Annotated in this window: 14 protein-coding genes; 9 read left to right on the forward strand and 5 right to left on the reverse strand. The window is 69.5% G+C overall.

Annotation, left to right across the window (positions count from 1 at the left end; all coding sequences use genetic code 11):
• Positions 1-889: 889 nt before the first annotated feature.
• The 5 genes from WMF12_RS11555 to WMF12_RS11575 all read left to right on the forward strand — a co-directional run bounded on the left by WMF12_RS11555 (position 890) and on the right by WMF12_RS11575 (position 6,547).
• Entirely contained in the window at positions 890-1,918 is a 1,029-nt protein-coding gene (locus WMF12_RS11555) for an ABC transporter substrate-binding protein (protein ID WP_437870752.1), read from the forward strand.
• Between the two features lie 9 nt (positions 1,919-1,927).
• Positions 1,928-3,448, forward strand: coding sequence for a sugar ABC transporter ATP-binding protein (locus WMF12_RS11560; RefSeq protein WP_437870753.1), 1,521 nt, complete (start codon positions 1,928-1,930; stop codon positions 3,446-3,448).
• Positions 3,441-4,523: an ABC transporter permease gene (locus tag WMF12_RS11565; RefSeq protein ID WP_437870754.1), complete on the forward strand. Its 1,083-nt coding sequence runs from the start codon at positions 3,441-3,443 to the stop codon at positions 4,521-4,523. Before WMF12_RS11560 ends, WMF12_RS11565 begins: the two co-directional genes overlap by 8 nt.
• Positions 4,524-4,666: 143 nt before the next feature.
• On the forward strand, positions 4,667-5,527 hold the full coding sequence (locus WMF12_RS11570) for an ABC transporter permease subunit (protein ID WP_437870755.1): 861 nt from the start codon (positions 4,667-4,669) through the stop codon (positions 5,525-5,527).
• A 27-nt stretch (positions 5,528-5,554) separates the two neighbouring features.
• Positions 5,555-6,547 (forward strand): NAD-dependent epimerase/dehydratase family protein, encoded by a 993-nt coding sequence (locus WMF12_RS11575; RefSeq protein WP_437870756.1) that lies wholly within the window; start codon positions 5,555-5,557, stop codon positions 6,545-6,547.
• Between the two features lie 76 nt (positions 6,548-6,623).
• Here the strand turns inward: WMF12_RS11575 and galK are convergent, their stop codons facing one another.
• The 3 genes from galK to WMF12_RS11590 form a co-directional block, all read right to left on the reverse strand.
• Positions 6,624-7,745 carry a galactokinase gene (gene galK, locus WMF12_RS11580; protein WP_437870757.1) on the reverse strand — a complete coding sequence of 374 codons (1,122 nt, stop codon included), beginning with the start codon at positions 7,743-7,745 and terminating at the stop codon, positions 6,624-6,626.
• Positions 7,746-7,872: 127 nt separating this feature from the next.
• Positions 7,873-8,697, reverse strand: coding sequence for a shikimate dehydrogenase (gene aroE / locus WMF12_RS11585; RefSeq protein WP_437870758.1), 825 nt, complete (start codon positions 8,695-8,697; stop codon positions 7,873-7,875).
• A gap of 176 nt (positions 8,698-8,873) precedes the next feature.
• Positions 8,874-9,776: a bestrophin family protein gene (locus WMF12_RS11590; protein WP_437870759.1), complete on the reverse strand. Its 903-nt coding sequence runs from the start codon at positions 9,774-9,776 to the stop codon at positions 8,874-8,876.
• Between the two features lie 258 nt (positions 9,777-10,034).
• Here WMF12_RS11590 and WMF12_RS11595 point away from each other — a divergent pair, with 258 nt between their 5' ends.
• Positions 10,035-11,351 carry a metallophosphoesterase gene (locus WMF12_RS11595; protein ID WP_437870760.1) on the forward strand — a complete coding sequence of 439 codons (1,317 nt, stop codon included), beginning with the start codon at positions 10,035-10,037 and terminating at the stop codon, positions 11,349-11,351.
• A 122-nt stretch (positions 11,352-11,473) separates the two neighbouring features.
• Here the strand turns inward: WMF12_RS11595 and WMF12_RS11600 are convergent, their stop codons facing one another.
• Positions 11,474-11,740 carry a hypothetical protein gene (locus WMF12_RS11600; RefSeq protein WP_012234867.1) on the reverse strand — a complete coding sequence of 89 codons (267 nt, stop codon included), beginning with the start codon at positions 11,738-11,740 and terminating at the stop codon, positions 11,474-11,476.
• A gap of 318 nt (positions 11,741-12,058) precedes the next feature.
• Between WMF12_RS11600 and WMF12_RS11605 the strand changes: the two genes are divergently transcribed.
• From WMF12_RS11605 to WMF12_RS11615, 3 genes are all read left to right on the forward strand, one after another.
• Positions 12,059-14,449, forward strand: coding sequence for a glycoside hydrolase family 9 protein (locus WMF12_RS11605; RefSeq protein ID WP_437870761.1), 2,391 nt, complete (start codon positions 12,059-12,061; stop codon positions 14,447-14,449).
• A 205-nt stretch (positions 14,450-14,654) separates the two neighbouring features.
• Entirely contained in the window at positions 14,655-16,679 is a 2,025-nt protein-coding gene (locus WMF12_RS11610) for a bifunctional serine/threonine-protein kinase/formylglycine-generating enzyme family protein (RefSeq protein WP_437870762.1), read from the forward strand.
• Between the two features lie 212 nt (positions 16,680-16,891).
• Entirely contained in the window at positions 16,892-18,874 is a 1,983-nt protein-coding gene (locus WMF12_RS11615) for a sensor histidine kinase (protein WP_437870763.1), read from the forward strand.
• 124 nt (positions 18,875-18,998) lie between these two features.
• Here the strand turns inward: WMF12_RS11615 and WMF12_RS11620 are convergent, their stop codons facing one another.
• Positions 18,999-21,047 (reverse strand): rhamnogalacturonan lyase, encoded by a 2,049-nt coding sequence (locus WMF12_RS11620; protein ID WP_437870764.1) that lies wholly within the window; start codon positions 21,045-21,047, stop codon positions 18,999-19,001.
• Between the last annotated feature and the right edge of the window lie 89 nt (positions 21,048-21,136).

The raw sequence follows: 21,136 nt of genomic DNA on the forward strand, positions 1-21,136 counted from the left end.
GGAAGGGGGCGAGAACGGCGCCCCCGTCGCCGCGCCGCGCTCAGTCCTAGCGGCTCTCGGCCTTCGACGCCATCACCAGGTGGAGCGGCGACGACCCCAGGAGGTCGCGCTCGATGGTGTCGCAGATGCGCGTGAGGGGCAGGTCATCCGGCTCGTGGCCGAACGGGTCGAGGCGGGGCTCGAAGGCGGTATGTGAACGTTCACATTCTCGATGTCAACTCGAAACGGCCGCCAGCGACCGTCCTTGCGCCCTGATGGCAGACAGGTCTCCTCCGGAGCCCCGCGTCAAGAGGGGCGGGCATCGGGCCGCCGTCACACAGGCGCTGCAGCGCCGCCACCACCGGCGCGCGGCCGAGCGACCTCGAGCTGGTGATGCGGACGCCACACCCCGCGTCGCGCGCCAGCCGCCGATGCGCTGATCGGCTTCGAGTTCGTCGAGAGGGACGGCGATGATCGCGGAAGGCGTCCGCGCCTCTTGCCGCGGCGCTCCGGAGGAGCCCCGCCAGCCTCGTGCTCCCTCGGGCTCGGGAACCTTGCGGACCGGTCGATTGGAATTGACGCTGCCCATGTGATCGTTCACATTACCGCCCAGGGGTATCCTTGTTGCTGCGCCTTGCTCGGGTCACCACGCGTACCGAGGCATTCTTCGTCTGATCGATTTTTGCACCAGCTCCGTTCGCTCGGTCGTCGCGGAAGCGATCGCCGAACGATGGGGATTGGCATCTGGCCGAGGGTGCTCCACCAGAGAACACCGCATCCCGCGCTTGTTCGGCGGCTGTCGTGAAATCTCGAGTGCTGTTCACCGGAGATGATTCCTTCAAAGATCCGGCGGTGCTGGCGACGCTGCCGGATGACAACCGTCGGGGCGGCGTGATCTATGTTGAAGAGCATGAACCCACAAAACCACGTGTCACGGAGGATGTTCCTGGCCATCCTGGGCTCGGCGTCCGTCGTCGCCGGCTGCTCCCGCGAGGAGAGCGAGGCCGCGCGCGCCGCCCAGAAGCCGGCGCCTGGCGCCGATACCGCGGGGCGGAAGCCGAAGACGCTGACCGAGATCGTTGTCGGCTTCTCGCAGACGGGCGCCGAGAGCTCCTGGAGGATCGCGCACAGCAAGTCGATCCAGGCGGAGGCGGAGAAGCGCCACGTGCAGCTCCTCTTCGCAGACGGTCAGAACGTGCACAACAACCAGGTCAACGCCGTCAACGGGTTCATCACCAAGGGCGTCGACGTCATCGTCATTGCGCCGCAAGAATCCGTGGGCTGGAAGCCCACATTGAAGGAGGCCAAGCGCGCCGGGATCCCGGTGGTGCTCACGAGCCGGGGCGTGGACGCGGAGGAAGATCTGTACGAGACGGTGATGGTCGCGGATTTCGTCTGGGAGGGGCGCCGGGCAGGGGAGTGGCTCGCAAAGCAGACGAACGGCAACGCGCGGATCATCGAGCTCGTGGGCACGCCGGCGGCGGACGTGGCGGTGATGCGCAAGACCGGCTTCGCCGAGGCCATCGCGAAGCATCCGGACATGAAGATCATCGCGAGCCAGAGCGGTGACTTCACGCGCACCAAGGGAAAAACGGTGATGGAGACGCTGCTCTCGGCCCACAAGGGCGAGATCAACGCCGTCTACGCTCACAACGACGACATGGCGCTCGGGGCGATTCAGGCGATCCAGGCGGCAGGGTTGAAGCCCGGGCAGGATATCCTGGTGATATCGATCGACGCCGTGAAGCCGGCGTTCGAGGCCATGATGGAGGGGAAGCTGAACGCGACGGTCGAGTGCAACCCCATGCACGGCCCCCTGCTCTTCGACACGATCGACAAGATCGTGCGTGGTGAGAAGGTGCCGAAGCGCACGATCGTCCCTGGCCAGATCTTCGAACGCGAGCAGGCAGCGACGGCCATCGGCTCGCGGCCCTACTGAGGGAAGGCCTTGCTCTCTGTCGAGGGCCTCAGCAAGTCCTTCCCCGGCGTTCGCGCTCTGCACGACGTGCACGTCGAAGCGCGCGCCGGCGAGATCCAGGCGTTGATGGGGGAGAACGGAGCCGGCAAGTCGACGCTGATCAAGCTGCTCACCGGCGTCTATCCTCCCGACGCCGGGACCTTGCGCCTCGGCGGTGCGGTGATCCGGCCGACCTCTCCCCGCCACGCGGAATCGCTGGGGATCAGCGCGGTGCACCAGGAAATCAGCCTGATCCCGCACCTTTCGATCGCGGACAACATCATGCTGGGCCGGCAACCTCGGCGCTTCGGCCTGATCGACAGGCGAGCTGTCCGCGCGAAGGCTCGTCAGGCCCTCGCGCGCCTCTCGCTGGACCTCGACGTGTCGCGATCGGTGGCGGCGCTGCCCACCGCGCTGCAGCAGATGGTCGCGATCGCCCGCGCGCTCGCCGTGGACGCGCGGATCCTGATCCTGGATGAACCCACCTCCAGCCTCGATGAAGCGGAGACGCTGCGGCTCTTCGACGTGATGCAGAGCCTGAAGGCTCAGGGGTTGGCGATCCTCTTCGTGACTCACTTCCTGGATCAAGTCTACGCGGTCAGCGATACGATCACGGTGCTCAGGAATGGCTGCTTGGTCGGGCAGTACGCGAGCAGCGCGCTGCCTCGCCTGGAGCTCGTTCAGGCGATGCTGGGCGTCGAGCTCGGCGCGAAAGACAGCGCCGCGCCAGGCGGCGCCGCCGGTCCGGGAGGGGCGGCGAGCGCCGCGGAGCCGGCGCTCGCCGCGCGCGGCCTAGAGAGAACGGGGGTCATCGGGCCGATCGAGCTCGCGCTGCGGCCCGGCGAGGTGGTGGGGTTGGCGGGGCTGCTCGGCTCTGGCCGAAGCGAGACCGCCAGGATGCTCTTCGGGATCGAGCCCGCCGATCGCGGTGAGCTCGCGGTGAACGGACGTGCGACCGAGATCAAGACGCCACGGCACGCGATCCGGGCCGGCCTCGCGTACTGCCCGGAAGACCGCAAGGTGGATGGCATCATCCCGAACCTCTCCGTGCGAGAGAACCTCGTGCTCGCCTTGCAGGCCTCCCAGGGGGCGCTGCGGGTGCTCCCGCGCAACGAGCGGGATCGTCTGGTCCAGCACTACATCAAGGCCCTGAGCATCAAGACGCCGTCCCCCGAGACGCCCGTCAAGCTGCTGTCGGGCGGCAATCAGCAGAAGGTGCTGCTCGCGCGCTGGATGGCCATGCAGCCACGGATCATGCTGCTCGACGAGCCCACGCGCGGCGTGGACATCGGCGCCAAGCTGGAGATCGAGGCGCTGGTGAGGTCGCTCAGCGAGAAGGGGGTCGCCACGGTCTTGATCTCGTCGGAGCTCGAGGAGATCGCGCGCAACTGCTCCAGGGTGGTGGTCTTGAGAGACCGCAAGCAGCAGGGCGAGCTCGCGGGAGAGTCCGTGACGCCTTCGTCCATCATCCAGGCTATCGCCCATCAGAAGGAGGCGCCGCCCGATGCTTGAGAAGATCACGGAAGCGGCGCGCACGAACGCCAACCCCACGGGCATCGGGATCCTCCTCTTCATCGGGTGCGCGGGCGCCCTGCTGCTCATGCGCGGGCGCCGCGAGGCCTGGCCTTTGCTCGGCCTCCTGGCGCTCCTTCTGTTCAATTCCGTCCTGTCCAAGAATTTCTTCTCCATCGTCGAGCGCGACGGCGCTTATTACGGGACGCCCATCAACCTGCTCAACCAGGGCTCGGAGGTGATGCTCCTCGCGATCGGCCTGACCCTGGTGATCGCCGTCAGGGGCATCGACCTGTCGGTCGGCTCGGTCATGGCGTTGTCCGGGGCCACCTGCGTGATCCTGATGAAGGAGGCTCACTGCGGGCCGCTCCTGGCTGCGTTCTTGTCCCTCGCCGTCGCCGGCGGCGTCGGTCTGTTCAACGGCGCGCTGGTGACGGCGCTGAACATCCAGCCCATCATCGTGACCTTGATCAGCATGGTCGGTGTCCGCGGCGTCGCCATGCTCATCACCCGCGCCGAGCCCGTGACGCACACGGATGCGACGTTTGCGTTCATCGGCAACGGTCACGTCGGTGGCTTGCCGTTCTCCATGGTGCTTGTGGCCGCCGTGTTCGTCGTCGCCGCGCTGCTCTGCCGGAGGACGGCGCTCGGTCTGTTCATGGAAGCGATCGGCGACAACGAGCGGGCGAGCCGGCTCGCAGGCGTCGGCGACCGCCGCATCAAGCTCTGGTTGTACGGCTTTTCGGGCCTGTGCGCCGGCATCGCCGGGCTCGTGGCCGCCTCGTACATCTCCACGGCCGACCCCGATCGCGTGGGGCGCCTGCGGGAGCTGGACGCCATTTTCGCCGCGGTGATCGGCGGTACGGCGCTCACCGGCGGGCGCTTCTATCTGGGGGGCACCCTGATAGGAGCGTTGTTGATACAAACGCTCTCCACCACGATGTACATCCAGCATGTCCCCTCGGAGATCGAGCCGATGCCCAAGGCCGGCGTGATGCTGCTCAGCTGTCTGCTGGTTTCGGAGGAGTCGCGCCGGCGGCTCGTCGAGCTCCTCGGGCTCAAGCGGTGGCAGTAGCGATGCTCAGCTGGGATCGGCGGGATCTGCCGCTCATGGTGACCGCGGTCCTCCTGATCGCGCTCTACTCGGGGGTGCTGGTCTGTTACGACACGGCGCGTAGCCTGCGTTTCCTTGTCGACCTGATCAAGGGGAACGCGGCGATGGGCCTCTGCGCGGTGGGCATGACCTTCGTCATCCTGTCGGGGGGGATCGACCTCTCGGTCGGCTCCGTCGTCGCGCTCACGACCGTGCTCGTCGGTACGCTGGTGGCCGGTGGTTGCCACCCGCTGTTGGCGTTCTGTATCGGCCTCGCGGTGTCGGTCGCGTTCGGCGCCATGACGGGGCACCTGATCCATCGTTTCTCTCTGCCCCCGTTCCTGGTGACGCTCGCGGGCATGTTCTTCGCCCGTGGCGCGGCGTTCCTCGTCAGCATGCAGCCGATCGGCATCGATCACCCTGTGCTGGACTGGATCGTCGATGAGCTCGGCTTCGCGCTGACGATCCCGGGCCTGGACCGAACCTGGGTCCCGGCGACGGCGCTCTTGTTCCTGGTCGTCCTCGTGCTCGGCGTGATCCTCGGCCGTAGCACGAGCTTCGGCCGGAACGTCCTGGCCATCGGCGGGGACAGGCAGGCGGCGCTGCTCATGGGGGTGCCGCTGGGCGCCACGACGGTGGGTCTGTACGCGTTGTGCGGCTTGTGCGCGGGCCTCGGCGGGGTCACGACGGCGCTGATCGACAGCGCCGGAAAGCCGAACATCGGCGCCGGCCTGGAGCTCGAGGCCATCGCCTCGGTGGTGATCGGCGGAACGCTGCTGACCGGGGGGGCTGGCAGCGTCGTCGGCACCGTGATGGGCGTGATGATCACGGGCATCGTGCGGGCGGTGATCAACCTGGATGGACGGCTGCCGTCGCCCTGGCACCACATCAGCATCGGGCTGCTGCTGCTCGTCTTCATCGTCATGCAGCAGGTACTGATCCGCTCGGCCCCCGCAGCCAGGGGGGTAGAGTACGGTCGTCATTGATGAATGTGGAGAGCGAGGAGCGATAGAATGAACGAGACCAAGCGAATTCTGGTCACCGGGGCGGCGGGCAAGGTCGGCCAGGCATTCATCCGCAGGTTCCTGTCGAACCCCGCGTTCGAGGGGTGGAAGGTCCGTGCGCTGTGCCACAACCGCATGCTGGAGCGGTCGGCGCGCGTCGAGGTGCTGCGTGGGGCCATCGAGGACAGGACCGTCGTCAACGAGGCGATGGAGGGGGTGAGCCACGTGCTGCACCTGGCGACCAGCAAGGAGACCCCCGAGAGCATCATGGACGTGGCCGTCAAAGGCATGTTCTGGCTGCTGGAGGCCTGCCGCGTCAGCCCTGCGTTCGAGCAATTCATCCTGGTCGGGGGCGACGCCGGGATGGGCCACTTCTTCTATCCGCACCCCGTCCCCGTCACGGAGGCGCAGCGGCACAGCGCCTACCCGGGCTGTTACGCGCTGTCCAAGGTGCTCGAGGAGGTCATGCTCGAGCAGTACTATATTCAATATGAGCTCAACGGATGCTGCCTGCGCGCGCCGTGGATCATGGAGAAAGACGACTTCAAGGCGCAGCTATCCTTCGGTGACGACGTGTTCGGAGGGCCGAGGTGGCGCGATCTGGTCGGCACCGAGGCGGCAGAGGGGTACGTCCGCTCGGGCGCCGTGCCGGTGATGCTCGACCGCCGCGGCGAGCCGGTGAAGCGTAACTTCGTGCATGTGGACGATCTGGTCACCGCGATCCAGAAGGCCATCAATCATGAGAAGGCTCGCCAGCAGACCTTCAACATCTGCATGGACGAGCCGGTGGACTACGGGGAGCTGGCGCGTTACCTGGAGGCGACGCGGGGCCTGCCGAGCGTGAGGGTGAAGACGCCGTTCCATTCGACTTGGCTGGACAACTCGAAGGCGAAGTTTCTGCTCGGCTGGCGGCCGCAGTACGATTTGGCGCGGCTCACGGACGCCGCCTTCGACCACGTGCGCGCGCCCGATGACCCGCGCGTCACCTGGTACCCTGGTTGATGGGCCCTGCCTCCCCGCGGCGGCCCTTTCCCGTGGCGGGCGAGCCTGGCGATCACGCCGACGCCGAGCTTCGCTGCTAGGGGACGGGCCCGCCTACAAGCACCGTCGCCCGGCGGCCCGGCGTGCGCGCGTAGGCCTCCACGACGGCCCGCCCCACGCTCGCTGCGCGCCCGCGCTTCACCAGGGCCACGATCGCGCCGCCGAAGCCGCCGCCGGTCAGCCGGGCGCCGAAGACGTCCGGCTGCGCCCGAGCGCTCTCCACCAGATCGTCGACCGCCGGCACGGACACCTCGAAATCGTCGCGCATCGACCGGTGGGACGCGTCGAAGAGCTCGCCCAGGCGGCCCAGATCCCCGGCGCGGAGCGCGGCCACGGCGGCGAGCACCCGGGCGTTCTCGGTCACGACGTGGCGCGCGCGCCGGTCGAGCGGCGCCGGCAGCGACGCGATGCGCGGCTCGATCGACGCGCGCGTCGCATCGACGTCCCGGAGCTCCGGGACGCCGAGCGCCGCGGCCGCCCGCTCGCACTCCGCGCGCCGCGTCTTGTAGTCGCCGCTCGCGTGCTGGTGAGCCACCCCGGAGTCGATAACGAGCAGCTCGGCCTCCGCGGGCAGCGGGATGCGCTCGAACGCGAGCGTCCTCGTGTCGATGAAGAGCGCCGTGCTCTCGTCGGCGAGGCTCGCGGCCATCTGATCCATCGTCCCGACCGGCGCGCCCACGAAGTCGTGCTCCGCGGCGTGCGCGATGCGGGCGATCTCCACGTCGTCGATGGACAGGCCGAGCATCGACCGCAGGGCGCGGGCGAGCGCCACGAGCAGCGAGGCGCTCGACGACAGGCCGCTTCCGAGCGGTACTGTCGACTTGATCCTCGCGTCGAAGCCGGGGATCGATGCGCCACGGCTGCGGAGGACCGCGGTGATGCCCTGCACGTAGTCGAGCCACAGTCCGCGGCGCGCCTCCTCGCCGGCGCGGAACGAGAGCAGGGCGCCGCCGCCCACGTTCGCCGTCGCGACCTGGATGAGCCTGTCTTCCCGGGGCGCGATCTCGACGCGCGTCTTCTGCGGAATCGCCGTCGGCAGCACGTAGCCGCCGCTGTAATCGGTGTGTTCGCCGATCAGGTTCACGCGCCCCGGCGCCTCGGCCAGGACCTTCGCCGGACGGCCGAAGACGACCTCGAAGCCATTCCCCTTCACCGTCATCGCGGCGCACCCATGTTCACGGGGCACAGGGAACCCAAATGGTTCGGAGACGTCAAGCCACAACTGCGGGAGATCGCCGTCCTTGGTTGAGCTCGATGGGCTCGCTCATCCATGCCGGGCGCGCCGCTCAGGCTCCCCGCAGCGCAGCGATGACGGGCGCGGTGTCGGGCCGCAGGCCGCGCCACAGGGTGAAGCACTCGGCGCCCTGCTCGACCACCATGCCGAGGCCGTCGGCTGTCTGACCCACGCCGGCCGCGCGCGCGGCCTGCACGAAGGCGGTCGGTTCCTTCTTGTAGGCCATGTCGTAGGCCAGCGAGCCCTCGCTCCACACGCCGGCGGGCAGGGGCGGCACCTCGTTGGTCATGGAGGAGGCGGAGCCGTTGATGATCACGTCGAAGCGCCCGGCGATGTCGGCGAAGCCGCCGCCGGCGAGCCGGACGGCGCCGGCATGCGGGCCGAACTCGGCGGCGAGCTCCACGGCCTTGCTGGCGGTGCGGTTGGCGACGAAGATCTCGGCCGGCTGCTCATCGAAGAGCGGCAACAACGTGCCGCGCACCGCGCCGCCCGCGCCGAGGAGCAGCACGCGCGCGCCCTCGAGGCGGCGGCCGAGGTTATGGGTGATGTCGCGCACGATGCCGAAGCCGTCGGTGTTGTCGCCGAGGACGGTGCCGTCGGCGCGCAAGGTGAACATGTTGATCGCCCCGGCAGCGCGGCCGCGCGGCGTCAGCTCGTCGGCCAGCGCAAAGGCCTCGAGCTTGAAGGGCATGGTGATGTTCATGCCCTTGCCGCCGCTCTTCTGGAACTCGCGCACGGCGGCGGCGAAGCCATCCAGCTCGCCGAGGATCGCGCCGTACACCATGTCCTGCCCGCACTGCCTGGCAAAGGCGGTCTGCAGCGCCGGCGACTTGGTCTGGGAGATGGGATTGCCGATGATGGCGTAGCGATCGGTCATGGGTGCGTCCAGGCCTCAGCGACGCGGGGCCACGCCCGCGAGCGCAGCAGATCTACGATAGTGTCCAGCCAATTGCCAGGAGCGCGCGGCGGCGCCATGGCGGCAGAGGTGCAGAGCGCCTTCCACCGTCCTCCCCGGGAAGAGGCGAGAAAGGCGCCGCCATCGGCGCGCCGCGCTCAGTCCTGGTAGCTCTCGGCCTTCGACGCCATCACCAGATTGAGCGGAGACGACCCCAGGAGGTCGCGCTCGATGGTGTCGCAGATGCGCGTGAGGGGCAGGTCGTTCGGCTCGTGGCCGAACGGGTCGTCGAGCTCCCCGCCGAGCGCCTCGATCATCAGGACGGGATACGCCACCATCATCGTCACGACGGGCGTCAGCACCCCGAGCGCCTCGACGAGGGCGAGGGGCAGCGTGGCCAGGTAGAGCGCCACGCCCCGCTGCAACAGCAGTATGTAGCCGAGCGGCGTGGGGGTCTTGAGGATGCGCTCGCAGCCCCCCAGGCAGTTGACCAGGACGCTCAGCTGCTCCTCGGCGCACACCGCCATGTTGCGCTCGAGGCTCCCGGCCCGGACGAAGGCCGCGAGGCGCTCGGAGACCTGCTGCGCCGCGCGGAGCGGCGGGTGAGGGTGCTCCGCGAGGGCCTCGATCTGCTCCGCCGGGAGCAGCCGTTCGATCTCCGGGCGCTCGGCCTGCCCGCGCAGCGAGCGCCGCGCGGCGTGGACGAACACCACCACCCAGACGGCGACCTCGCGCGCCGCGCCCGGGTCCACCGCGGCGTGCGCGTTCACGATGCGCGTGATGTTGCGGCTCGCGTTCACGATCGAGCCCCAGAGGGTGCGACCCTCCCAGAAGCGGTTATAGGCCGTGTTCGTCCGGAACGCGAGGATGAGCGCGATCACCGCGCCGGCGACCTCGTGAATGCCGATCGAGAGCGACACGCGGGGGATGTGCCTGTGCGCGAGCCAGAGCGCGGCGGCGATGACCCCGAAGGCCAGCACGCGACGCATCACGCCCGGCGACAGGGAGCCCCGCGGCGAGACCAGCATCTGAAGCCAAGTGCGCCTGGTGTAGGGGATCATCGGGGCGACCCTCGTGGCGATGCCCTCCCGGAGCACCGGAAGGAGCCATGGACGTGAAGAGGCTTCAGCCTTTCATCGAACGTGCCAATCCTCGTGTGGCCCTGTCAGGATCGCCGCCCTGATCGCCGGGATCCAGCGCGCGCAGCGCGTGGCTCACGAAGAGGAGCATCGCGCCTCCCTACCAGCGAGGTGCCTGTGCCGCAACGCCGCCGGGCGGCGCGGGCGCACGCGCGTCACACGCCAGGCGGTCGGCCTCCGGTGGCGCCTGGCGCGGACGCGCTGGACGCGGGACACTCCGCGTCCGTCCAGGCAGAGCAGACCACGGTGGTCCTGTGCGCCTGGATCGCCTGGAGCCGTCGATTGAAGTTCGTGTCCCCCATCGTCCTGTTCTGGGCGGCCTCCGCCCTGGCCTGGCTCGTCGTCGTGGCAGCGGCGAGGCGCCGCCGGGGCGGGCTCTACGCGCGTTTCGTCGGCGTGCTGCTCGGCATCCACACCCTGATCTCGTGCGCGCTCTTCCGCCATGTCGGCCCGCTCGCGCCGGGGTTCGCCTACCTCCAGGGCGCGGTGTACCTGCATTTCCTCCTGCTCTCGCGCCCCCGGATGCGGCCGCTCGCCTACCGCGCGCTCGTGAGCATCCCCGCGTCCTATTTCGTGGCGGCGATCTTCCTGTCGTTCCCGTGGGCCATCGCGAGCGGGCTCGGGGCCACGCCGTACGGCCTCTGGGTGCCCTTCGCGCTCGCCGTCGTCGGTATCCTCCAGTCGCTCACCGCCCGCCGCGAGGAGATCGAGCTCGTCGTCGACCGCGCCCCCGTCGACGGGCTGCGCCGCCACCCGCTCCCGCGCGAGGGGGCGCCCGGCGCGCGGCGGGCCCTCCGCATCGTCCAGATCACCGATCCGCACCTCGGTCCGTTCATGTCGGTCGCTCGGCTCCGCGGCATCTGCGAGCGCGCGGTGGAGCGCGATCCCGATCTCGTCGTGCTCACCGGCGATTACCTGACGATGGAATCGCAGGACACCGCGGATCACCTCGCCGAGGCCCTGTCCCCGCTCCGCGCCCTGGAGGGGCGTGTGTTCGCGTGCCACGGCAACCATGATCACGAGTCGCCCCGCCACGTCGCGACCGCGCTGGAGCGCGCAGGGGCGCGCCTGCTCGTGGACGACGCGGCGCTCGTCGAGACCGCCGCCGGGCCGGTCCAGGTCCTCGGGATGGACTTCCATTACCGCGATCGCGCCGAGCGCATGGCGGCCGTCTGCGCCCGTCACCCGCGCATCAAGGGCGCGCTACGGCTCGTCCTGCTCCACGATCCGGGCGCGTTCCGCCACCTCGGCGAGGGGGAGGGCGATCTCGTGCTCTCGGGCCACACCCACGGCGGGCAGCTCGGCCTGGTCAGCCTCGGAGGCTCCTGGACCGCCCTCCAGCTCTTCGTGAAGATGCCCGATCATGGCCTGTGGGCCCGCGGCCCCGATCGGCTCTACGTGCACCGCGGGACAGGACACTACGGGTTTCCCCTTCGGCTCGGCGTGCCGGCGGAAGAGAGCGTTCTCAAGGTCCACCTCGCCGGCGACGGCGCATGACGGGCCAGGCGCCGCCGCCTTGAACGCGGCTGTCGCGACTCGATGTCACCGCGCTCCTGCTCCGGGCCCCCGCGCCCCCGCTCCGGGGCGGGCGCGCTCGCCCGCGTGCGCTCCGAGAGGGCTCAGGCCGTCTCGAGGAACTTGCGCACCTGGGACTCGATCGCGCTGCCGGGCACGATGAAGGGCTTGTCCGTGATGTCCACGGAGAAGCTCTGAGCCGAGACGGCATACGTCCCCTTCACGGTCCCCGCCGGCGTCGGCACCGAGAAGTCGCCCTTGCCCTCGTTGCCCGTGAACTTGCCGCCGGCCTTCTCGATCGCCGCCTTGGCCTTCGCGACGATGTCTTGAGAGGGACCGTTGAAGGGGACTGAGAAGCTGTGCTTTGCCATGTCGTCTCCTGGTGGGGTGCTCGATCGCCATCCTGGTACGGCGCGAGGTGCGGCGGAGGTTAGTGCGGCCTCGCCACGGGTACCAGCGCGAACTTGCTGGGCCTTCCGCGCGCCGCAGATCACGCAGGATCGCTGCGCGACGCAGGGTCGCGCCGGATGGCGGGTGATGGCTGGTCGCGCGCCGCTGGCTGGCGAAGGTCGACGGGACGGCCGCCGCGACGGCTCGAACCCCCGCGTCCGTAAGGATTACGCTTGACAAGACGGACGGAATCGCCGCTTTCTATGCGCCGATTGCTCCCAGCCGTGAACCGAGGACTTATGAACGACCTTTTTCTCAAGCAGTCGATCCTTCGCCGAGCGGGGCGGGTGTCCGCGCTCGCGCTCGCGCTCGGGCTGAGCGCTGGATGCGTGGTCACGCAGGGCCCCGGAGCGGGGGCCGCTCCTGCCGGCGCGAGCCCCGGCGCGGGCGCTGACGCGAGCGCGGCGGGGGGCGAAGGGCCCGCGCAGACCAACCTGCTCAAGGCATCCAACTTCGACGACAACAAGAGCCTGCCCTGGACCACCTCGTTCACCGCGCCTGGCGCTGGCAGCGCCGAGGTGAAGAAGGGGGCCTATTGCGTCACGGTGACGAACAAGGGGTCAAACAACTGGGACGCCCAGTTCCGCCACCGGGAGATGGTGATCCAGAAGGGGCACAGCTACACCCTTCAGTACAAGGCGTGGGCGTCCTCGCCCACGAAGGCACGCCCGAAGGTCGGCATGTCGGGGCCGCCTTACGAGGAGTACTGGTCGGACACCGTGATCCTCGGGACCGAGCCCAAGACCTTCTCCGGCAAGTTCACGATGGGGAAGGCCGATGACGCCACGGCGGAGCTCGCGTTCCACATCGGCGGCGCCATGGCGTCGGCCAAGGAGCCGTTCGAGGTCTGCATCGACGACATCCGCCTGGACGACCCGCAGTTCAAGGCCGCCGCGCCCGTGACCGAGGCGGCGGCGCCGAAGGTCGCCGTGAACCAGGTCGGGTATCTGCCCGGCGCCATCAAGATCGCCAGCGTGAACAGCGCCGCGACCGCGCCGGTCGCCTGGGAGCTGCTCGACGCCTCCGGCAAGTCGGTCGCCCGCGGCCAGACCAAGGTCTTCGGGAAGGACGGCGCCTCCGGCGATCACGTCCACCTCGTCGACTTCACGGCCTTCAAGGCGCCTGGCCAGGGCTACGTGCTCAAGGTGGGGGAGGAGAAGAGCTTCCCGTTCGACATTGGAACGGGCCTTTACCAGAAGCTCAAGTACGACGCGCTCGCGTATTTCTACCACAACCGGAGCGGCATCGAGATCAAGATGCCGTTCGCCGGCAAGCCCGAGCTGGCGCGCCCGGCGGGGCACCTCCACGACAAGAGCACGCGCTGCCTGAAGGACAGCGGCTGCGACTATGCGCTCGACGCGTCCCGCGGCTGGTACGACGCCGGCGACCACGGCAAGTACGTGGTCAACGGCGGCATCTCGGTGTGGACGCTGCTCAACTGGTACGAGCGCACGAAGCACGTCGGCGCCTCGAGCGCCGACTTCGCGGACGGCAAGCTCAACATCCCCGAGGGCAAGAACGGCGTGCCCGACATCCTCGACGAGGCGCGCTGGGAGCTCGAGTTCCTGATGGGCATGCAGGTGCCGGAAGGCAAGCCGCTCGCCGGCATGGTCCACCACAAGATGCACGACGAGTCGTGGACGGGCCTCGGCCTCGCGCCGCACGAGGACAAGCTGGCGCGCTTCCTCCACAAGCCGAGCACCGCGGCGACGCTCAACGTCGCGGCCACGGGGGCGCAGTGCGCGCGCATCTGGAAGACGGTCGACGCGGCGTTCTCGGCCAAGTGCCTGAAGGCCGCCGAGCGCGCCTGGGCGGCGGCGAAGCAGAACCCGGCCCTCTACGCGCCGCCCGGCGGCGACAAGGGCGGCGGGCCCTACGACGACACCGACGCCAAGGACGAGTTCTACTGGGCCGCGGCGGAGCTGTTCGTCACGACGGGGAAGCCGGAGTACAAGCAGTTCCTGCAGGCCTCGCCGCTCAACGCCCGGTTCCCGACGGAGATCGAAGGGGGCGCGGCGTCGATGAACTGGCGGGTCACGGACGGGCTCGGCCAGATCTCGATGGCGATCGTGCCCGGCCACGTGGACGCGGCGTGGCAGAAGGAGATCCGCGGCCGCATCGCGAAGGCGGCCGACCAGTACCTCGCCATCGCCGACAAGGAGGGGTACCGGACGCTCATCGCCCGGACGCGTGAAGGCAAGTACGACTGGGGCTCGAACTCGGGCGTGCTGAACAACATGCTCGTGGTGGCGCTCGCCCACGACTTCACCAAGCAGCCGAAGTACCTCGACGGCGTGGTGCTGGGCATGGACTACCTCCTCGGACGCAACCCGCTCGGGCAGTCGTACGTGACCGGCTACGGCGACAAGCCGCTCGAGAACCCGCACCACCGGTTCTGGTCGCACCAGGCGAACAGCAAGTACCCGAAGGCGCCGCCCGGCGCCGTCTCCGGCGGCCCGAACTCCTCGCTCCAGGATCCTCACGTCCAGAGCGCCGGCCTCAAGGGGTGCGTCGCGCAGCGGTGCTTCGTGGACAACATCGAGGCCTGGAGCGTGAACGAGATCACGATCAACTGGAACGCGCCGTTCGCGTGGGTGACCGGCTTCCTCGACGAGAAGGCGAAGCCGTAGCCGCGTTGGCCGAAGGCGGGGTCGTTTGAACCGCCAAGCGCGCCAAGGACGCCAGGTAAAACACAATAATAGTGGCGTCTGATGGCGCCCTGGCGGTTCCAACCTTCCGGCAGGGTGGGGGAGTTCCCCCACCGCCTGAGGGCAGGCTCCCGCCGGCCACGATGCGGCCGCTGGCGCGCCGGTGGTACCATCGCCCGGTCACATCGTGGAGCTCCGACCCGACGCCGTCATCGCGGACAAGCTGCACCTGCTGAGGCCTCTCGGGCAGGGCGGGATGGGCGTCGTCTGGGCCGCGCGGCACCTCGCCCTCGACACCGACGTCGCGGTGAAGTTCATCCGCCCCGAGCGGGCGGCGGAGCGTCCTGCCCTCGTCGCGCGCTTCCAGCGCGAGGCGAGGGCCACGGCGCGGATCGCGCACCCGCACGTGGTGCAGGTCATGGACTACGGCGTCGTCGACGGCGCCGTGCCGTACCTCGTGATGGAGCTCCTGCGCGGCTTCTCGCTGGCCGAGCTCCTCGAGCGCGGAGGCCGCCTCAGCTTCGCCACAGCGAGGTCGCTCGCGCGGCAGGTGGGGAGCGCGCTCGAGAGCGCCCACGAGCTCGGCATCGTGCACCGCGATATCAAGCCACACAACGTCTTCATCACGGAGGGGGGCCAGGGATACCCGCTCTTCGTCAAGGTGCTCGACTTCGGCGTCGCGAAGGTGGCGGGCGACGCGGCGGTGCCGGCGGCGAACCCCGCGCTCACCGAGACCGGGATGGTGATCGGATCGGCCCCGTACATGAGCCCCGAGCAGCTCGAGGGGAGCAAGGACGTCGATCTCCGCTCCGATCTCTGGTCGCTCGGCGTCATCCTCTACGAGGCGTTGACCGGCGCGCAGCCGTTCCAGGGCAGCTCGTTCGTGGCCGTCGGCGCGGCGGTCCTGAGGGGGAGGTTCCGCCCCGCAAGCGAGCAGAGGCCGGGCCTGCCGGCGTCGATCGACGACTGGTTCTCCAAGGCGCTCTCCGTCGATCCGACCTGCCGATTCCAGTCGGCGCGCGAGATGGTCGATGCGTTTCTGAGCCTGGAGGTCCGGACGGCGGATGTCGACGCCCCCGCGGGCCGCCATCACCCGGCCGCGTTCGCCACGACCGTGGCCGCGCCGGTCGCTCTTCTGGGCGCGCCCCAAGGCGCCGACGAGCTCGCGAGAGAGCCTGTCACCTCAGGCGCGCTCGCGAGCTCGAGCGCGCTCGCGGGCGACCCTGTGACGGCAGCCCCTGTCCCTGACACCGCGGCCGGCCACACCGTGCTCCACCAGCGCGCCGCGGAGCGGCCCGCGGCGCGGGGCCGCGGGGGCGGCTCGCGCGCGCGCGAAAGGCGCCTCCGCCGCGCCGCGCCGCTCGCCGCCGCCGCGTGCGCCGCGGGCGCGGGGGTGTACCTCTTCCTGCGCGAGCCGTCGGCCGGATCGGGCGGCTGCCCGGCCGGCATGGTGCTCGTCGAAGGCACCGAGTTCCAGATGGGCTCCGACGCGGACGCGGAGACGCCCAGCGACGAGACGCCGCGACATGGCGTGACCGTGGGTCGGTTTTGCCTCGACGTCACCGAGGTGACGGTGAAGGCCTACTCGGACTGCAAGGCCTGCGATCGCCCGCAGAAGACCGTCGAGTCGGAGGGGCTGACGCCCAGCGGCCGCTCCTTCTGGAGCCAGTTCTGCAACGGCCCCGAGGCGCTGGACCACCCCATCAACTGCGTCGATTGGTACCAGGCGAAAGCGTATTGCGCCGCCTCCGGCAAGCGGTTGCCCACCGAGGCGGAGTGGGAGCTCGCGGCGCGCGGCAAGGACGCTCGGACCTACCCCTGGGGCCACGCGCCTCCCTCGGGCGAGCGCCTCAACGCCTGCGGGCCCGAGTGCAGCCGGATGCTGACGGAGCGGCTGGAGAAGGTGGGGAAGGGGCCGTGGCCTCGCATGTACAACGACGGCGACGCGGCCCCGGCGACCGCCCCCGTCGGGCGATCGCCGGCCGGGAAATCGCCCGCCGGCGCCCTGGACCTGGCCGGCAACGTCTGGGAGTGGACCGAGAGCCATTATTGCCCTTACGACAGGGACGATTGCGACGACTCCCGCCGTGTGCTCCGCGGCGGCGGGTGGGATACGGTCGAGAGCCAGTATGTGCGCTCCGCGCACCGCCGTCCGAGCGCTTCCACGGCGCGCGGCTGGAGCATCGGCTTCCGCTGCGCCAAGGCACCGTAGGTCCGCGGGTCGGAGCTCCTGCCGAGCGCGACCTGGCGGAGCCGCCGCTCGACCTCACCTCATCGATCTCGATGCGCCCAGCGCTCCCAGCCGGCGTGACCTCGACGGTCGCCCGCGGGCGCACCAAGAGCTTCCGCATGATCGTGGAGTCGTTGCTCCCCTGGCCAGCGATGAGGCTGACCAGCACGGGTGGAGTCCAGGCGAGCGCGTCCTTGAGCGAGCTCCTGGAGATGGAGTCACCGACCCCGGAACGCCTGTCGGAGCGCTTCGAGATATCACGGCTCGGGAGCCAGGCGGTCCTCGCCGAGAGAGAGTTGCCGTGGCGGCGCGCGCTTCACGGCGAGTCCTTCAGCGACGAGGAGGTCTGGTACGATCGACCGACCGGCCGCAGCCTGCTGTTGCTCGTGCGCTGCCGCGCGTCGGCCGGCGAGGCGCTGCTCGTGTTCGAAAACGTCGCAGATCAGCCCTTCGCGATCCGGCTCGCCGATCTCGTGGCCAGCGTCGGCACCGCGCTGCCCAGCGCGGACGAGCCCTCGGCCCTGGCCCATGGGCTGCTCGACGAGGTGGCCGCCGCCGTTCGCGCCGACGCCGTATTTCTCGTCGCCACCGAGGGAAGCGAACGCCTCAGGCTGGTCGCCTCGGTCGGCCTTCCCGAGGCATTCGCACAAGATTGCAACCTGAACCTGGCTGCCAGCGTCATGGCGCTGGCCGTCGAGACCGGCGACATCCAGGAGGTCGCGCGCATCGAGGATCTGCCAGAGGGCGCCTTCCGCGGCACCCTGCGCCTGCTCGAGCTCGGGCTCCACGCGGTGTTTGCGTTCCCCCTGAGCGCGGTGGGCGAGCGTGTCGGGGTGCTGGGGCTCGCGCGGCGCAAGCCGGGGAAACTCAGCAGGATCGAGCGCCGCTTGCTCCGGGGCGTGGCGGGCGCCTGTGCGCTCGGGCTGCGGCAAGCGCGGCTGCGCGACGCCGAGCGCCGCGAGGCCCGCCGGCTGCGATTGCTCCGCGACGTGGCCATGGACATCGAGGCCGCCATGCCCCTGCGCGCGCTGCTGCGTCGCCTGGTGGAGCAGGCCTGCGAGCTGACCCGCGCCCGTTACGGCGCTCTGGGGGTGCTCGACGCCGAGGGCACCGGGCTCTCCGACTTCATCTATGTGGGCGTCGCCGAGAAGGTCGCCGGCGACATCGGCCGCTTACCCGAGGGCCGCGGGCTCCTGGGCGCGCTCATCCACGACCCGCGGCCCAGCCGGGTGGCGAAAATCCACGCCGATCCGCGGTCGGTCGGCTTCCCCGCGCATCACCCCGCGATGACGTCCTTCCTCGGCGTCCCGCTGCTCATCGGGCAGAAGGTGTTCGGAAATTTCTATCTGTGCGACAAGGACGGCGGCGCCGAGTTCGCGGAGGAGGACGAGCGGATGGTCCGGCTCTTCGCCGCGCAGTCGGCGCTGGCCATCGCCTACGCCCAGCAAGTCGAGCGCACGCAGGAGGTCCATCGCGAGATGGACCGCCTGCGAAGCGAGTTCGCAGCCGTCATCGCTCACGATCTCCGCAATCCCGTCGCCGCCATGACGCTGCTCCTGGACGCGCTGCTCGCGAAACGCGAGGACGGTTCGGTCGTCGTGTCGGTTCAGCAACTCCAATGCTTGCGCCGGATAGGCAGCCGGATCTCGCGCATGAGCCAGGACCTGCTCGACGTCTCTCGCATCGAGCTCGGGCGGCTCTCGCTCGAGCGCCAGTCCGTGTCGCTGGAGGAGGCGACGCGCGCGCTGCTCACCGAAATCGAGCCGACCCTCGGGCAGCACCCGGTGACCCTCCACGTGGAGGGGCGTGTGCCGGAGGTGTTCGTCGATCCGGCCCGGCTGTCGCAGATCCTCACGAACCTGCTCGACAACGCCGCCAAGTACTCCGGTGCCGGCTCGCCGATCCGCGTGACCCTCCGTCCGGAGTCGGGAGGCGCGGCGCTGACGGTCGAGGATCGCGGCCCGGGTATCGCGGCGGCGGATCTGGGCAGGCTGTTCGATCGCTTCTTTCAGGCCCCGCGGGCGCGCGAGAAGAACACGGGGCTCGGCCTGGGCCTCTACATCGTCAAGGGGCTGATGGCGGCGCACGGCGGCAGCATCGCCGTGGAGAGCCCGCCGGGCCAGGGCTCGACCTTCCGGCTGTGGTTTCCGGCGGCTCAACCCGCGCAGGCACCATAGCTTGCCCGGCGCTGATGCTCTCACGCGTTACGGCACGAATTTATTCTTTTTTTGCTCACCCCGTCGATGCGGCGGAGCGAAGCCGCCGACGGCAGCGCTCCGGCCGCACGACGGCGCTCGGGCATCACCGCACCGTGATGTCGGGTCTGGGGGGCTCCCTCATGCCGTCGCCGATGTGGAAGCTGGTGTGCGGCGGCTGGTTGTAGGTCGCGTTTTGCGCCGACACGTTCGCGCGGTACTGCGGATCGTGCATCAGCGTGTAGATGCGGCGTTCGGTGATCTGATCGGTGGTGTAGATGCGCAGGCTGTTGCCACACAGGAACACGACCTCCTCGCGCCAGTCGCCGAACAGATCCGCGCTGAGCGTCGGCACCGATTTGCTGCCGTTGATCGCGGTGCAGCCGCTCGCGGTGAAGCCCCGGCCTTCGCCGTCGAAGTTCGTGACGGTGTTGCCGTCGAGCAGCTCGCGGCTCTCGTCGCCGTCCCACCAGATCAAGAAATTCACCTGCCGGGGACGGGATCCGATGTTGCGACCGTCGGCCGCGTTGAACAGGCCGGCGGTGTTGGTCCAGGCCTCACCTCCGGGGTTGTCGGGAGAGATGTCGTCGGCGGCGCCGCGGCCCGGTCCCTCGCCGTCGCTGTTGGGGCCGCGCCACAGGACCTCGCAGGTCTCCGCGTCCCGAACGTAGTACGCGGGCTGGCCGCTAGCTTCGGTCGGCTGAAACACCTCGAGCCCGGGGCGTGAGGGGACCAGGTCGGCGATGTGAAGCGCATCGCCATGTCCGATGCGGTTGACGGCGCACTTGCCCCTGCCGTCGGGACCGATCGTCGCGGCACCCGGGATGATCTCCTGCCTCAAGTCGCCGTCCGTATCCGCCACCATCATGCTGTGAGCACCCTTGCCGGCGTAGGCGCCGTTGCCGTCCGCGGACGAATCGAAGCTCCACGCGAGGCTCAGCTTGCGGTCGCGGTAGTTGTACGCTCCGAACGTCGTTCGGGCGTAGTAGCCCCGCTGCATGACGACGCTCGGTTGGCCCGAGTCATCGAGGAACGCCAGCGTGGCGTTGTAGCGATCCGAGCGGTTGCCGTTGTTGTCGCCGAAGCTGCCGCTCGTGATGGGGGCGTGGTACGCGATGGTCGCGAGCTCCGAGCCGTCGACGCCGCTGAAGATCGTGAGATATTCCGGCCCGCTCAAGATCTTGCCCGCGCTGTTGCGGTAGTCTCGCGAGTCGTCATCGTCGGCGGCGGGACCGGTGTGCAGGAACGCTCCCTTCCCATCGCGTGTGCCGGGCGCGGTCTTGACGGCGATCTCAGCGCGGCCATCGCCGTCCAGATCGTACACGACGAAGGGCGTCGTGTGCTCGCTCTCGCGGATGTTGATGCCCAGGTCGATGCGCCACAAGAAGGTGCCGTCGGTGTCGTAGGCCGCGAGCTTGGGCTGGCCGGTGCGGCCGTCTTGCGACGGATCGCGCGGGCTGTTCTGCTCTTTGACCACCAGCTCGTAATCGCCGTCGCCGTCGAGATCGCCGGGAGAGGCGTCACCGGCTTCGTAGTTGTCGGGCGTCTTGAGCGGGATGGTCAGGTAGTTTCGCTCCCACGTGGGTGTGCCCGCGTCCCCGTCGCGCGTGTTGGCCGAGTCGCCCTGCTCGGCGCCATCGATCACGGCGCGGACGGTGTACTTGGCGTCTCCGGGGGCCCCCGGGTCGAAGTAGTTGGTCGAGTCGGTGATGGGCGTGTCGTTCACCTTGGCGCCGTCGCGGTAGACGTTGAACCCGATCTCGGGATCCTCGTAGCCCATCAACCGCCAGCTGATGAAGTTGCCTTCGCCCGAGCGCACGGCCACCACGCCGCGGCACAGGTTCTCCAGCGTGACGTGGCCAGCCGCGGCGGCCGGCGTCACTCCGCAGATCGACTCGCCTGGATTGTCGGTGCCGCCCGTGCCGGAGGCTCCACCGCCCGAAGCGCCGCTGGAAGTCTGCCCCGAAGCGCCGCTGGAAGTCTGCCCCGAAGCGCCGCTGGAAGTCTGCCCCGAAGCGCCGCTGGAAGTCTGCCCCGCCGCGCCGCTGGAAGTCTGCCCCGACGCGCCGCTTGCATTCGGAGCGCCACCGGAACCGTCATCGCCCGACTCGGACCCGCTGCACGCACTCAGGGCTCCCGCCACGACCAGGGCCATCGTCCCATACGCAATGTCTCTCATTGTAGTGTTCGCCTTTCAAGCCAGTCGAAAGTAAGCCGAACGCCGACGCCGGCGCTGCCGGACGT

Origin of the sequence: Sorangium sp. So ce363 (assembly GCF_051520435.1) — a bacterium.
Classification (GTDB): Bacteria; Myxococcota_A; Polyangia; order Polyangiales; family Polyangiaceae; genus Sorangium; species Sorangium cellulosum_B.